At 35.4% G+C, this 13,527-nt stretch carries 14 protein-coding genes and 1 pseudogene; 6 read left to right on the forward strand and 9 right to left on the reverse strand.

Annotated elements, in window-relative coordinates; genetic code table 11:
- Positions 1-18: 18 nt before the first annotated feature.
- The 4 genes and pseudogenes from B5P42_RS02575 to B5P42_RS31875 all read right to left on the reverse strand — a co-directional run bounded on the left by B5P42_RS02575 (position 19) and on the right by B5P42_RS31875 (position 4,251).
- Positions 19-1,776 (reverse strand): annotated as a pseudogene (locus B5P42_RS02575) (putative 2-aminoethylphosphonate ABC transporter permease subunit).
- The gene (locus B5P42_RS02580; protein WP_002086828.1) at positions 1,777-2,778 is read right to left on the reverse strand and encodes a putative 2-aminoethylphosphonate ABC transporter ATP-binding protein; all 1,002 of its coding nucleotides are present in this window, start codon (positions 2,776-2,778) and stop codon (positions 1,777-1,779) included.
- 19 nt (positions 2,779-2,797) lie between these two features.
- Entirely contained in the window at positions 2,798-3,874 is a 1,077-nt protein-coding gene (locus B5P42_RS02585) for a putative 2-aminoethylphosphonate ABC transporter substrate-binding protein (protein ID WP_002030507.1), read from the reverse strand.
- 221 nt (positions 3,875-4,095) lie between these two features.
- Positions 4,096-4,251 carry a hypothetical protein gene (locus tag B5P42_RS31875; protein WP_002011566.1) on the reverse strand — a complete coding sequence of 52 codons (156 nt, stop codon included), beginning with the start codon at positions 4,249-4,251 and terminating at the stop codon, positions 4,096-4,098.
- A 97-nt stretch (positions 4,252-4,348) separates the two neighbouring features.
- On the opposite strand from B5P42_RS31875, the gene B5P42_RS02590 reads away from it, so the two are divergent.
- Positions 4,349-4,732, forward strand: a complete 384-nt coding sequence (locus B5P42_RS02590) for a DUF3905 domain-containing protein (RefSeq protein WP_113733584.1) — start codon at positions 4,349-4,351, stop codon at positions 4,730-4,732.
- Positions 4,733-4,770: 38 nt separating this feature from the next.
- On the opposite strand, the gene B5P42_RS02595 is transcribed toward B5P42_RS02590, so the two are convergent.
- From B5P42_RS02595 to phaR, 5 genes are all read right to left on the reverse strand, one after another.
- Entirely contained in the window at positions 4,771-6,120 is a 1,350-nt protein-coding gene (locus B5P42_RS02595; protein WP_060751328.1) for a TrkH family potassium uptake protein, read from the reverse strand.
- Between the two features lie 23 nt (positions 6,121-6,143).
- A complete protein-coding gene (locus tag B5P42_RS02600; protein WP_113733585.1) occupies positions 6,144-7,337 on the reverse strand; it encodes an NAD(P)/FAD-dependent oxidoreductase in 1,194 nt (397 codons plus the stop codon).
- Positions 7,338-7,431: 94 nt separating this feature from the next.
- On the reverse strand, positions 7,432-8,517 hold the full coding sequence (phaC, locus tag B5P42_RS02605; protein WP_000206840.1) for a class III poly(R)-hydroxyalkanoic acid synthase subunit PhaC: 1,086 nt from the start codon (positions 8,515-8,517) through the stop codon (positions 7,432-7,434).
- An 83-nt stretch (positions 8,518-8,600) separates the two neighbouring features.
- Positions 8,601-9,344: an acetoacetyl-CoA reductase gene (locus B5P42_RS02610; RefSeq protein WP_002086832.1), complete on the reverse strand. Its 744-nt coding sequence runs from the start codon at positions 9,342-9,344 to the stop codon at positions 8,601-8,603.
- Positions 9,345-9,496: 152 nt separating this feature from the next.
- Complete coding sequence (phaR, locus tag B5P42_RS02615) at positions 9,497-9,979, reverse strand: polyhydroxyalkanoic acid synthase subunit PhaR (RefSeq protein ID WP_000566956.1); 483 nt, start codon at positions 9,977-9,979, stop codon at positions 9,497-9,499.
- A 198-nt stretch (positions 9,980-10,177) separates the two neighbouring features.
- Here phaR and phaQ point away from each other — a divergent pair, with 198 nt between their 5' ends.
- The 5 genes from phaQ (at position 10,178) to B5P42_RS02640 (ending at position 13,503) form a co-directional block, all read left to right on the forward strand.
- Positions 10,178-10,630, forward strand: coding sequence for a poly-beta-hydroxybutyrate-responsive repressor (gene phaQ, locus B5P42_RS02620; protein ID WP_000903018.1), 453 nt, complete (start codon positions 10,178-10,180; stop codon positions 10,628-10,630).
- A 42-nt stretch (positions 10,631-10,672) separates the two neighbouring features.
- Positions 10,673-11,197 carry a polyhydroxyalkanoic acid inclusion protein PhaP gene (gene phaP, locus B5P42_RS02625; RefSeq protein ID WP_113733586.1) on the forward strand — a complete coding sequence of 175 codons (525 nt, stop codon included), beginning with the start codon at positions 10,673-10,675 and terminating at the stop codon, positions 11,195-11,197.
- A gap of 101 nt (positions 11,198-11,298) precedes the next feature.
- A complete protein-coding gene (locus tag B5P42_RS02630; protein ID WP_001067911.1) occupies positions 11,299-11,742 on the forward strand; it encodes a MaoC family dehydratase in 444 nt (147 codons plus the stop codon).
- A gap of 142 nt (positions 11,743-11,884) precedes the next feature.
- Positions 11,885-12,070 carry an alpha/beta-type small acid-soluble spore protein gene (locus tag B5P42_RS02635; protein ID WP_000241212.1) on the forward strand — a complete coding sequence of 62 codons (186 nt, stop codon included), beginning with the start codon at positions 11,885-11,887 and terminating at the stop codon, positions 12,068-12,070.
- A gap of 113 nt (positions 12,071-12,183) precedes the next feature.
- On the forward strand, positions 12,184-13,503 hold the full coding sequence (locus B5P42_RS02640; RefSeq protein ID WP_113733587.1) for a TrkH family potassium uptake protein: 1,320 nt from the start codon (positions 12,184-12,186) through the stop codon (positions 13,501-13,503).
- The last annotated feature ends 24 nt before the right edge of the window (positions 13,504-13,527 follow it).

A 13,527-nucleotide genomic window follows, 5' to 3' on the forward strand; every position in this document is an offset into this window, starting at 1 on the left:
ATCCATCACCCTTCTTACTTATCTTTTTTGCCATTGTGACGTTCGGTTACGAAGTGCTTTCGTTCCCCATTCATATACAACCCTCACTACAATATTTGTAACAACAATAAGTACACTCATTGCAGCTGCTGGTGCTACATTTCCTGCATCGTCCATATTTACAATTGATACAGCAGCTAGTTTAAAATCAGCCGCATATAAGAACACTACTGCCGATACAGTCACCATTGAATTTACGAAATAGTACATAACCATTTCTAAAATAGCTGGTAAACACATCGGTACTGTTACTCGAAAGAAAGTTTTATAAAACGGTACGCTCATCGACTGTGAAACAAGTTCAAACTCTCGGTCTAGTTTCTTTAAAGCAGTCGTTGCGGTAACAAACGTTACAGAGTAAAAATGAATGATATTTACTAATACTAAAACAGCAATTGTGCCATATAAGGAATGAAACGGATTTGTTACTGAAAGTCCTAGAATTTAAATTGTTGGTTGGCTAAAGAAAAAGACATATCCTAATCCAAGTACTAATCCAGGAATCGCTAACGGTACAATAGAGAAAAAGTAGCCTACTTTTCTGAAAAACTGTAGCTGTTCTATTTTTTCAATCGCATAAGCGAACACAAATGTTAAAATCGCCCCGATAACTGCCGTAATAGCTGAGACAATTACACTATTTTTAAATGCTTCAATTCCGTCTCCTGTCAAACTTGAAAAATTAAAATGCTCAAGTGTAAAACTCATATTATATGGCCATACTTTCACACTTGCAGCAATACCAACTGCCACAAATAAAAGAATGATCATAAACGTGACTACGCTACAATATACGAATGAAATAACATCTCTTTTCTTATTATTTATTATTCTGTAAGGTACTGCTTTTGAAGATAAGAGATTTGCCTGTTTTCTTTGCGTAATACGATCAACTGCAAATGCGAAAATAGCTGGGATCAATAAAATCATTCCGACAGTTGCGCCCATGGACATATTTTGCTGTCCAATTACTTGCTTATATACGTCAGTAGCAAGTACGTTATATTGTCCTCCAACAATTTTAGGTGCCCCAAAATCAGTGAAACTAAGTGTAAATACAACGAACATCGCACTAATTAATCCGTATTTCACACTAGGTAAAGTAACCGTAAAAAACTGTTTCACTTTACTTGCACCCAACATATTAGAAGCTTCATATAAACGATAATCAGAACCTTGGAGAGCAATTAATAAAATAAGGAATGCTTGCGGAAATGTATACATAACTTCAGCCATTACAATTCCTACTGGTCCGTATAACGGTATTTGTATTCCTTCAAATAAACCAAACATCCCTTTTGTTATTAACCCTTGATTACCAAATAAATATGTAAGCGCAATACCGTGCATCATCGTTGGTGCGAATAATGGTAATAATGCTATGTATTGAAATACGCGCTTTCCAAAAACATTTGTACGAGCGATCGCATATGCGTAAGCGAAAGCGAGTGTAACTGAAATAATTGTTGTAGCGCCCGAAATCCATATCGTATTTTGTAGTGATTGAACTAGCGTTGGTGTTGTGAAATATTTACTGAAATTCGCAACACCAACAAAAGCTCCATCTTTATCATAAAAGGCTTGTGTAAACAGTTGTAATAAAGGCAATACAAGCATGATAAAAAATGAAAGAAGCATACCAATAATTAATAGTCTTTGTATCCACTCTTCTTTACCGATACGTCTCTTAATCTTTTTTTTTGTACTTTCTGCCTTAAAGTTTTCTAACATCTCCATCTATACAATGACCTTCTTTCCATATGACAACATATGATTTTCTGAGAAAGAGATTTGAATTGGCTTTCCTTTTCTAATAGCAGTTTCCTCTACTTCTGATGCCAATATATCCACTACAATTTTCTCATTATAAAGGTGTGTTTTCTCTTCTATGACCCGCACTTCCGTCCGGTATACAGAACCGCGAAATTCCATGCTTTCTACAACTGTTTTAATACCATTATTTTGTACAACTGTTACATGTTCAGGACGAATCGCATGTTCTTCGTTATTTTTCGAAAAGAAATTAATAGAACCAATAAAATCTGCCACAAACGGATTGGCTGGTCTTTGATAAATCTCCTCTGGTGTTCCAATCTGCATAATTTCCGCATGATTCATTACAACAATTTTATCAGCCATCGTTAATGCCTCTTCTTGATCATGCGTTACCATAATAGTTGTTACTCCCACTTTTTCTTGCAAATCACGCATTTCTCTGCGCAACTTTTCACGCACTTTTGCATCTAAAGCAGATAACGGCTCATCAAGTAACAAAATATCGGGAGACAGAGCGAGCGCACGTGCAAGTGCTACTCGCTGCTGTTGTCCACCAGACATTTGAGCAGGATATTTATCTTTTACATTCAGCAAATCAACAAGTTCTAACGCCGATAGCGCTTTTTCTTTTACTTCTGCTTTTCCATATTTTTTTGTTTTTAAGCCGTATTCAATGTTTTCAAGTGCAGTTAAATTCGGAAATAATGCATACGATTGAAAAACCATTCCGAAGTTCCTCTTTCCAGGTGGTAATGCTGTAATATCTTTTCCATTCACAGCAATACTACCTGTTGTTGCCTCTTCTAGCCCCGCTAAAATTCGGAGCAATGTCGTTTTCCCACAACCACTTGGGCCTAATAAACAAACAAACTCATTTTTTTTCACAGTAAAAGAAATATCCTTTAACGCTGTAAATGCATCAAACTGTTTTTGGATGTGTTGAATTGATAAATATTCGCTCATTTTTCTCTCTCCCACTCACTTACTTTTTCGGTTCTGCTTTTTGGCCAAACTCTTTTTCCCATTTTTCTAAAATTTTGTCACGATTTTCTGCTGCCCATTTAAAGTCATTCTTTTTATATAACTTTTCAGTCACATCTTTAGGGAATCCATCTGGAAGTTTATAATCATTTTTAATTGTCGCAAATCCATTTTTCTCGAAGTATAACTTCATTACATCATCTGTAATTGCCCAATCTAAAAATGCTTGCGCTAATTTATCATTTTTAGCATTATCTTTTTTAATAAGTGCGTTCGCTTCTACTTCCCAGCCTAATCCTTCTTTCGGCAGTACAACTTCAACTGGTGCACCTTTTTGTTTCTCTTTCAAAGCACTATAAACCATTGATACACCAACTGGATATTCACCTGCGCCTGCTAATTTCGCTGGTTTTGAACCTGAATGAGTATAAGTTGCCATATTATCATGAAGTTTCTTCATGTAATCCCAGCCCTTATCTTCTCCCATAATTTGTAGCCATGCAGAAACTGTTAAAAATCCTGTTCCAGAAGAAGCCGGATGCGGCATAACTAGCGTTCCTTTATATTCTGGTTTCGTTAAATCTTCATATGATTCTGGCATCGGTAAATTTTTCTTCTTCAATTCTTCTTTATTTACAGCAATCCCCGTCATAAATGCAGTATTTCCTACCCATTTTTCTGGTTTCTTATCGTCTTTAAATTGCGAAAGGACACGATCTGCTCCTTTTGGAGAGTATCCTTTTAACATATCTTTTTTCTCTAAAGCTAATAGACTAGACGCTGCAGTTCCCCATACAACATCTGCTTGTGTATTTTTTCCTTCAGCTAGCAATTTCGCTGTAATAACTCCTGTTGAATCACGAACAATGTTCAACTTCACGTCTGGGTACTTCTGTTTAAAAGAATCAAGATAAATCGGTACAAGCTCTTCTTCAATCGCTGTGTAAACAGTTAATGATCCAGATAATTTATCATCTTTTACTTTTGCTCCAGCACTTTCTTCTTTCTTTGCACCACACCCCATTAATAACGAAAATACCATTCCAGTTGCTACAGCTTTAAAGATTGTTTTTTTCACTGTCTCTCTCTCCTTTTACAAATCTTATGTACAACTCTAATATAAACAACTAGTGTAAAAGCAGTATTAAACCAACATTAATCTTTTGTTTGTTTTTGTGTAATACGTTGCTACTTCTATGTTTTTTCGCATTTTTCTGCTAATATCAAACGTGAAATTTACAAATAATTAAAAAAACCTTTATAATCCCACAAAAAAATGAGGCGTTTGTAAAAAACGCCTCATTTTTGTTTACCTTTTTTTGAATTACGATTTGCATACTTCGCACTATTTTCTCCTTCATACTCTAATGCAAATTCTGCATCTGGTAAGCTTTCTTTCGGAGTTTTATTATTATTAATTGCTGCATTTTGTTTTACTTTTCTTTTTACCAACATATTCACCTGCTCTCACGAAATAACTTTCTATTCTAGTTTGAAACAACTTACAGTAATTATTACTGGGAAGTGTTAACAAGTACATAAGAGCTTATAGATGGAAATACTACATACGAACAAGCCATTACAAAAAGGAGCGATTACTTTGAAAGAAAAAGAAACGATACAATCGCCAATTTTAGACGAGACGCTCCCTCATCAAATGAACTTTCCTTCTTTTAAAGGCACAGGCAAAAAGATGCAACAACCTTTTATAAATCAATATGATGTTGTAATTGGAGACAGTAAATACGATTCCACTAACAGTCCTCTTAATAATTGGAGTGATGAGGTAGATCCTGCCATTATGGCTGGGGAAGAATGGATCCATCCTACAAATGATATCGGATGGATTGCAGAAGAAAATCAAGAATTACTTAAAAACGAAGTTGATAATACAAATGATGCTTTTATGCATCCCCAATTTGGAATTAACGACTAAAAAACCATTCTACCTAACGTAGGTAGAATGGTTTCATACTATCCAATAATAATTCGCTCTTTCGGGTACTTATAGCGAGCTGGTTGCTCTCTTCCACCACTAGCTAAAATAAATGTCAAAATACCGACGCGTCCGATAAACATAAGTACAATGAGTACAAGTTTACCAACAGTTGTTAAATCAGGAGTAACACCTGTTGATAGTCCCGTCGTTCCGAAAGCAGAACAAACTTCAACGATTAAGCTCATAAGCGGTACATTTTCCGTAATAGATAAAATGAATAGCGCTGAGGCACATAATAAAATCCCCATCGTCATAACGACAGATGCTTTCAACACGTCCTCTTCATGTAGCTGACGTTTGAAAACTCGGACTGTTCTCCCGCCTCTTGCAAATGTATATAACGATAATATACTAACTGCAAATGTTGTTGTACGTATTCCGCCCCCAACTGAACTTGGAGATGCCCCAATGAACATTAATATACTCATAAATAAAAGCGTTGGTTGTGATAATTCACGTATGTCCATTGTAGCGAGTCCTCCACTTCGCGTCGTCACAGATTGGAATAATGTATAAAATACAGTTTCATGCCATGACTTTCCTACTAAAAAATGATTTCGTTCTAATAGAAAAATCATAATTGTTCCAACAATAACGAGTACAAAAAATGTCGTTGTCGTCAATTTTGTAAATAACGAAAAGCGAAATAGTTGTTGTCGCCTTTTACTAAGGAATTGTTTTACTTCCATTAACACTGGGAAACCGATAGCTCCTAAAATAATAAGCAACATATGAATCATTTGAACAATATAATCTTTTTTGTACGGAATAAGTGATTGTCCTGTTAAATCAAATCCTCCGTTCGTTGTTGCGCTCACAGCGGCAAAGAAACCGTGAAAATAAGCTTCTTGCCAAGTCGGGAAATATAGTAAGAACCTTGTACCTAACAGTATTGCTCCAATGAGTTCTATCGAAATAATTACAATTAAAATAGAACGCATCAATTCTACAAGGCCCGATAAATTCCCTTGGTTATGGTCTGCCATAATTAATCTTCTTCTTTGCAAACCAATCTTTTTCCCCGTTATAATCCAGACGAATGTACCAAGCGCCATAATTCCTAATCCGCCTAATTGTAAAATAAGAGCTAAAACAATAATTCCTGCCGTTGTAAACGTATCTGAAATCGTAACAACAGACAGTCCCGTAACACTTACCGCACTAACAGATGTAAATAGTGCATCGATAAATGTCCATTTCACTTCAGGCTTCGTAACAAATGGTAAACTAAGCAAAATTACCGATACGACTACTGCTAGTAAATAAAATACAACGATAAGTTGTACGGGACGTAACTTTTGTAAAAACTTTTTTATATTTCTCATTCCATCACTTCGCTACCTTTTTTCTATCGATTAAATAAAGAAAAATCATCACTTTCTTCATTTGTAAATAACTGCTGAAATAGTTTCGCAAATACCATTCCGTATACAGTTCCATTTCCCCCATACGGCAGTGCGTAATATAAATTATGTATTTTTTTATCTTCTTTTAAAATAGGAAGACCGTCATGACTGCCACCAAATGCTGCTGCCCAATAGTATTCTGCCCGTATATTTTTATACTGCGGGAACATTTCTTTTACAATGTTAATAAGAAGATCACGCTTATGCAATAATTTCGTATCGCCGATTTTTTGAATTTTCAGCGCCTCATCTAATCCGCCTATAACAATGCGGTTTTGATACGTTCGACTATACAAATACGGACGTGCTGTTTCCCAAATTAACGATTGCTCATGCCAGCCTTCAAAATAATCTATCTTATTTGTCACAACGGCATAAGACGTTTCTACTGTTGTATTTTTTTCTTTCTTTCCAAAAATTGCTTCATAACCTGTCGCCATAATAATATTCTTTGCTACTATTTTATTTCCTGTATTCGTGTAACAAATTAAATCATTTTGGATTTGTTTAATATGTAATGCCTCTGTATGTTCGTATATAGTAGCGCCCATTTGTTTCGCTTTATGCAAAAGACTATGCGCTAATAAATACGGATTCACTTCTGCATCACCGCTTGTATATAACGCTGCTTGTTTTGTAAATGAATAACGTTTCTTAATATCAGACTCTGTAAAATATTCAACCGGAAATCCATAATGGCGTAACGTATTATATTCTTCTTGTAAAAATGAAATATCCTCATCTCTACTTGCATAATACAAACTATTTCGCGGAATAAAATGGGGATCAATATCGAGAGTTGGCACAACCTTTTCCATTGTTTGCAGCGCTTCATAACAAAGTCTATATGCTCGTACCCCTTTCTCTTCACCAAATGTATGAATAAGAGAGGTCAACGATTTATCATGAACAAATTGTAATAATCCTGTATTTGCAGCTGTGCTACCACATGCAATTGCTCTTTTTTCAATGAGCATAACACGCATTCCAATTTTAGCTAACGAATACGCTATATGAGCACCTGCTTCTCCACTTCCAATTACTAGTACATCACATATCATATCATTTTCTAACGTTGGATAACAAGGTACAGAAACTCCAGCACTCCAAAACAACTTACCAGTCATAAGCTTCATATATTATACTCCTACAATGTATTTTCTCCTTCCTATGTTTCGTCATTTTCCATAAAAAAATCCAACTAACATAAGCTAGTTGGATTTCTTCTCTTTAATTAGAACGCTCTTCAAGCCAATTTCCAACCGTCGGATATGTTTGCTTTACAGCCGTTCCACCATACACAATAGACATATGTCCTGTCGGTAAACATACATACTGTTTATCTGTGCTAGAAATATGATCAAGTAAAGCTTCTACTTGACATGGCAGAGCAATGTGATCACGTTTCGCAGAAATATTTAAGACATTCGCCTTAATATTTGCAAGGTCTACCTTTTGTCCGCGAATAACGAGTTCACCCTTCACTAATTTATTATTTTGATAAAAATCACGAATCCATTGTCTATACGATTCACCTGGGAACGGAATACCATCGCCTACCCACTTTTGAACTAATTTCCAACTTTCGACGAAGCGCTCATTTTCTGAACGATCGACTAAAGCAACATATGGACCGACAAAGTTTGTAATTGGTTTTAACATCTTATTTCCGAAATCAATCATTTCTGGCGGAATATTTCCGAATGTATCAACCGCTTTATCTAAATTGAAATATTTCTCATCTAATAAAGGACCGTATAATCCTGTTTCAGAGAAATCAAAAGGACTTGTCATAAAAATCAAGTTACGAATTGGCATGTCCGGATGAAGCGCTGCATAAATAGATGTTAACGTTCCACCCATGCAATAACCAAGTAAAGAAATCTCGTCCGACTTTGCAGTTCTCATTACTTTTTTCACTGCTTTTGCAATATAATCGAACACGAAATCATCAAACTTCAAATGACTATCTTCTAAACCGAATGTGCCCCAATCAAGCATATACACATCAAAACCACGATCTACTAAATATTCCACTAAACTATTTCCTGGAGTTAAATCCATAATATACGGTTTATTAATAAGAGCGTATATTAATAAGATTGGAACTCTCTGTGTTTTTTCTTGTTTTGGAATGTAACGATACAGCTTCGTTTTATTCTTCGTCCAAATAACCTCTTTCGGTGTTAAACCAACTTGTGGTTCTGGTTCGCGTAATAAAACTTCGCTCGCTCTTTTCACACGGCGATATGCTTTACGATATTCTTCTGGGTACAACTCCAATTGCTTTTCCCATTCCGTTACGAATGTAGTCATTTTTCCTATCTCCTTTTTGGTCAATTTCTTTCTAAAAAAAGAAGTGCATTCCTGCTATGGATATGCACTTTTTTCTTACTTCATTACATGTATAATCCGCCGTTAATGTTTAATTGCTGACCTGTGATATACGCACCGTCACGGCATAGATATACTACACCTTTTGCAATTTCATCAGCTTGACCAAAACGTTTTTTCGGGATTTTCGCAACGATTTTTTGACGCACTTCTTCTGGTACTTCTGCTACCATTTCAGTATCAATAAATCCTGGGCAAATTGCGTTTACAGTTACATTTGTTCTTGCAAGTTCTAACGCTAATGATTTTGTAAATCCTAGCATACCTGCTTTTGCTGCTGAGTAGTTTGTTTGTCCAAATCCACCAGCTTGGCCAATAATAGAAGAAATACTAATGATTCTTCCTTCTTCTGCTTCCGATATGTATGGAAGTACCGCGCTTGTCGTATTAAATACACTGCTTAAGTTCACGTCAATTACGCGCTCCCAATCTTCACGATTTAACTTCTTGAATGTACGATCTCTTGTAATACCAGCATTATTAACAAGAATATCAACTTGACCAAAATGATTCACAGCTTCTTCTACAAGTCTGTTTGCATCTTCTACTTTAGAAACATCCGCTTGAACTGCATAAACGTCATGTCCTTCTTTTCCTAATTCATTTACTAAGTTTTCAGCTGCTTCTTTACTGCTGTTATAGTTAATAACTACTTTTGCTCCCTCTTCTGCTAATGCTACTGTAATTGCTTTTCCAATTCCTTTTGCCCCACCTGTTACGATTGCTACTTTGCCATTTAATTGAACCATTTCTTTTCCCCCTTAAATGAATTTGTGAACGATTGTTATGAATCATTTTGGTACTCATACTAATTGAGTCCATATATTAATTATGTTTCGTTGTTTATACATGAAAAGAGATTCTCCCTCTCTCTTTTACACGTTATAAACAAACGCCATTATCATTTTTTATTTTCTGGCTTATTTACAGGCTTTACTTCTTCTTTTACAGGTACTTGTAGTTTAGCTAGTACTGCATTTTGCTTTTCTAGCAATTCTAAAATTTGATCAACTTTCGTTTCTAACGTGCGCATATCTTGTTTTACTTTCGTAACATCACGCTTTAATGTAGGAGCTTGTCCTAATGAATCCACTTTCTCTTCTAGAATTTCCTCGATGTTATCAACTTTATTTTCTAAGTTAATAACAAGCGTAGCTACTCTAGCGATATCCTCTCTCGTCGGCACATTCACCTGTTCTAAATAATTTTTTGTCGTATCATTTAATGCTTTTTGATAAAACAAATTCAAATCTAGAACGCTGCCCATCCAAGCAGAATATTCTTCTGTTTTAATTGTTTCATTGAGCGCTTTTCCCCAAAATGTTTCGGTTTGTTCATAAGCATTTTTCCATGCTTGCAATGGATCGAATTTTTGATCAATCACTTCGACTACACTCCCTTTTTCGTTTTTGAAACAATTCAACCTATTCACTATTTTCTAATATTCCGAATAAAACTTCAAGTATATATTTTATTTTTCTTTATTTTCTAACAAATGTATTGACATTAAAAACAGATAGGTGTAAATTGCACTTATAAGCAAAAAATTCCATCTAACTGATTCATGAGGTGATGCACAATCATGCTACATAATGAACCAGAACACCCAGAAAGTTTGGAAAAAAACCAAGCGAAACAACCAAACTCCATGCCAAAAAACTTCTTAGTTCCTTTCTTACTTCTCTGTCTAAAAGACTGGAGTCTTCATGGTTACAAACTTATTCAAATGCTAATGGACATCGGCTTTTCTTCTGTTGACCAAGGTAATGTGTATAGGACACTACGCAAATTAGAAAAAGAAAATCTTATTTCTTCTACTTGGGATACAAGCGAAGGCGGGCCAGCGAAACGAATTTATTCTTTAACAGAATATGGAGAGCAATATTTAACAACATGTGCGACTTCTTTTGAACATTATCAAAATATGTTGCGGACGTTTTTCACGTTATACACCAATGCATTCTTTCCATTTTCTACTTCTCCAGAAAAGGATGAAAAGGATTCTTCATCTTCACCTGGTGGTACAGCAGAGTAATCTGCGTTCACAATACGCAAAAAAACATTTGGAGGTCAAACAATGGAAACTAAGCCATACGAATTAGTCGATGCATTTTGGAAAAACTGGTCTCAATCTCTTTCCCTCTTCTCTTCAGCTGGGAAACAATTAGAGCAACTTACTTTAGAAACGTTAAAACAACAACAAGACGCTTTGCATAAATTAACATCAGGAGTAGATGAACTAGAAAAAGAACTACACCAATTCACTGCTCAGTTCAATAACCAATATACAGACTATGTGAAGCAATTAACTGGAAACTCCTTAAATGATCAAATTAACGAGTGGCAAGAAAAGTGGAATGAGCTTTCTAATCAAATGCACCAACTTACTGTTTCGCCTACGAAAACATCTTTGTCTATTCTTACTCAAACTAGCGGCCAATTTGAAGAAACAACAAAACACTTTATCGAACAACAACAGTCGCAACGTGAAGAGGTTCAAAAACAGTTAGAAGTTTTTTTGGGAGAGTTCCAGTCCAAACAACTAGAACTCGCAAAGCAGTTCGAGGAAAACTCAAAAAATCTATTTACTTCCATCAAGTAAGAAAAATGTGGCAACTAACTGCAGCACAAACAAAACTCTTTCTTCCTCCTACTACATCAAGATGGCTTACATTTTTCGATATGGAAAAGAAGGAGGACAAAATGAATCCATTTCAAGAAGCACAAACTGTTCCGGAGCTTCGTTACGATGAGATTCAAGTCGGTGATCAAGCATCACTGACAAAAAAAATTACGGATGAGGACGTTATCAATTTTGCAAAATTGACTGGAGATGTAAATCCTATTCACATTCTAGACTCTTTTGCAAAAACGACAATGTTCAAAGAACGTATTGCCCATGGCATGCTCGTTTCAAGTTTTATTTCTACCATTCTTGGAACGAAACTTCCTGGCAAAAATACGATTTATTTATCACAAAACGTTTCATTCCGTGCTCCTGTCAAAATCGGTGATACACTTCGCGTTGTGGCAGAAGTTATTAAAAAACGGGACGATAAAAAAATTATCACATTGCAAACAAACATATATAATCAATCTGATGATATTGTCGTAGAAGGTACAGCGACAATACTGAAAAAAGAGTAGCAAATTTGCTACTCTTTTTTCTATCCAAGAACTTCTAATCACACCGTTTACTTCCGTGTATGAGTACGTCGTTTACACATAAAATAACATTACCAGATAGCACTTAGCTAAACTGGATTACTCTTTAAGGATGTGTATCAACATGGTGAAAACAAACAAATTACTAGTTCCGGGTGCAGAGCAAGCACTTGAACAATTCAAATATGAAATCGCACAAGAATTCGGTGTAAGCTTAGGATCTAATACAGCATCTCGTTCTAACGGATCAGTTGGCGGTGAAGTAACGAAACGTCTTGTTGCTTTAGCTCAACAACAATTACGCGGATAACTATATAACCTATGGCTTAGAGGCAGATATTCTCTGCCTCTTTCTTTTTTAACATACATAATAGTGCTTCTTCACATACTAGTAAGAGCAAATCGAAAGGAACGATATGTGAAATGAAACGGATTAACATTAGCATGAGTCCTCCCCGTGTTCTTACTGTATCTTTTATTATGCTATCAATTATCGGTACATGCCTATTGAAATTGCCAATTGCTACAACAACGTCTATTTCATGGCTCGATGCTTTATTTACAACGGTTTCTGCTTGTACGGTTACAGGGCTTGGTGTTGTGGACACTGGTAAAGTATTTACCTTATTTGGCCAATGTGTCATTTTAACACTTATACAAGTTGGCGGGCTTGGCATTATGAGCTTTGCTGTTTTAATCGCAATTATGCTCGGCAGAAAAATCGGCCTTCAAAACCGGATTTTATTACAACAAGCATTAAACCAAACAAATGTCGGCGGAATCATTCGTCTTGCAAAAGCATTATTTTTATTTTCTTTTACTGTAGAATGTATCGCTACTTTACTTCTCTCTTTTGAATGGGTACCAAAATACGGGGTTGCCAAAGGTATATATTATAGCTTTTTTCATTCTATCTCAGCCTTTAACAATGCTGGGTTTTCTGTGTGGAGCGATAATTTAATGTCGCACTCCCATAGCATTCTCGTCAATCTCGTTATTTCTTCCCTCATTATTTTAGGTGGGATTGGTTTTACGGTTATCGTAGATATAAAAAGAAAGAAAAACTTTAAAAACCTTACTTTGCACTCAAAGCTTATGCTCTCTTCTACTCTAATCGTCAATATTATTGCTACAGCTTTTATCTTTATATTTGAGTTCCATAATTCAATTTCCATGAGAGGTTTTACACCATTTGAAGAAGGTATGGCTGCTTATTTTCAAGCGGTTTCAACACGTACTGCCGGGTTTAATACTGTTGATATCTCTGCATTATCAAAACCTTCACTTTTATTAATGATGCTTCTTATGTTTATTGGTGCTGGCAGTGCTTCAACTGGTGGTGGGATTAAGTTAACGACTTTTTTGATTATGTTTTTCGGCGTATTTAAATTTTTGCAAGAACAAGATGATATTGTCGTGTTTAAAAAATCCATTAAAGATACGCTCATTGTCAAATCATTAACGATTACTATTATTTCAATTTCGTTTATTTTTCTTTCCATTTTAATTTTAAGCATCACTGAGAAGGTTCCTTTATTAATGAGTGCTTTTGAAGTATTTTCAGCATTTGGAACTGTCGGCTTTAGCATGAATTTGACGCCACACTTAACAATCATCGGCAAAACAATTATTATCTTTATGATGTTTTTTGGAAAGATGGGGCCTTTAACATTAGCCTTTTCATTTGCACGTAAAAAACAAAGAAAAATAAAATATCCCAACGAAGATATTTTAACAGGTTGACAACCGTATAAATTATCCATATAA

The sequence above is a fragment of the Bacillus sp. SRB_331 genome (assembly GCF_003264175.1).
Lineage (GTDB): Bacteria > Bacillota > Bacilli > Bacillales > Bacillaceae_G > Bacillus_A > Bacillus_A mycoides.

What these genes read in the sequence shown, in the direction of transcription:
- B5P42_RS31875 (WP_002011566.1), bottom strand. Translation starts at nt 4,251, where the DNA reads ATGTTGGTAAAAAGAAAAGTAAAACAAAATGCAGCAATTAATAATAAT.
- B5P42_RS02610 (WP_002086832.1), bottom strand. Translation starts at nt 9,344, where the DNA reads ATGGTTCAATTAAATGGCAAAGTAGCAATCGTAACAGGTGGGGCAAAA.
- B5P42_RS02640 (WP_113733587.1), top strand. Translation starts at nt 12,184, where the DNA reads ATGAAACGGATTAACATTAGCATGAGTCCTCCCCGTGTTCTTACTGTA.
- B5P42_RS02595 (WP_060751328.1), bottom strand. Translation starts at nt 6,120, where the DNA reads ATGAGAAATATAAAAAAGTTTTTACAAAAGTTACGTCCCGTACAACTT.
- phaC (WP_000206840.1), bottom strand. Translation starts at nt 8,517, where the DNA reads ATGACTACATTCGTAACGGAATGGGAAAAGCAATTGGAGTTGTACCCA.
- phaQ (WP_000903018.1), top strand. Translation starts at nt 10,178, where the DNA reads ATGCTACATAATGAACCAGAACACCCAGAAAGTTTGGAAAAAAACCAA.
- B5P42_RS02580 (WP_002086828.1), bottom strand. Translation starts at nt 2,778, where the DNA reads ATGAGCGAATATTTATCAATTCAACACATCCAAAAACAGTTTGATGCA.
- B5P42_RS02590 (WP_113733584.1), top strand. Translation starts at nt 4,349, where the DNA reads ATGGAAATACTACATACGAACAAGCCATTACAAAAAGGAGCGATTACT.
- B5P42_RS02630 (WP_001067911.1), top strand. Translation starts at nt 11,299, where the DNA reads ATGAATCCATTTCAAGAAGCACAAACTGTTCCGGAGCTTCGTTACGAT.
- B5P42_RS02635 (WP_000241212.1), top strand. Translation starts at nt 11,885, where the DNA reads ATGGTGAAAACAAACAAATTACTAGTTCCGGGTGCAGAGCAAGCACTT.
- phaP (WP_113733586.1), top strand. Translation starts at nt 10,673, where the DNA reads ATGGAAACTAAGCCATACGAATTAGTCGATGCATTTTGGAAAAACTGG.
- B5P42_RS02600 (WP_113733585.1), bottom strand. Translation starts at nt 7,337, where the DNA reads ATGAAGCTTATGACTGGTAAGTTGTTTTGGAGTGCTGGAGTTTCTGTA.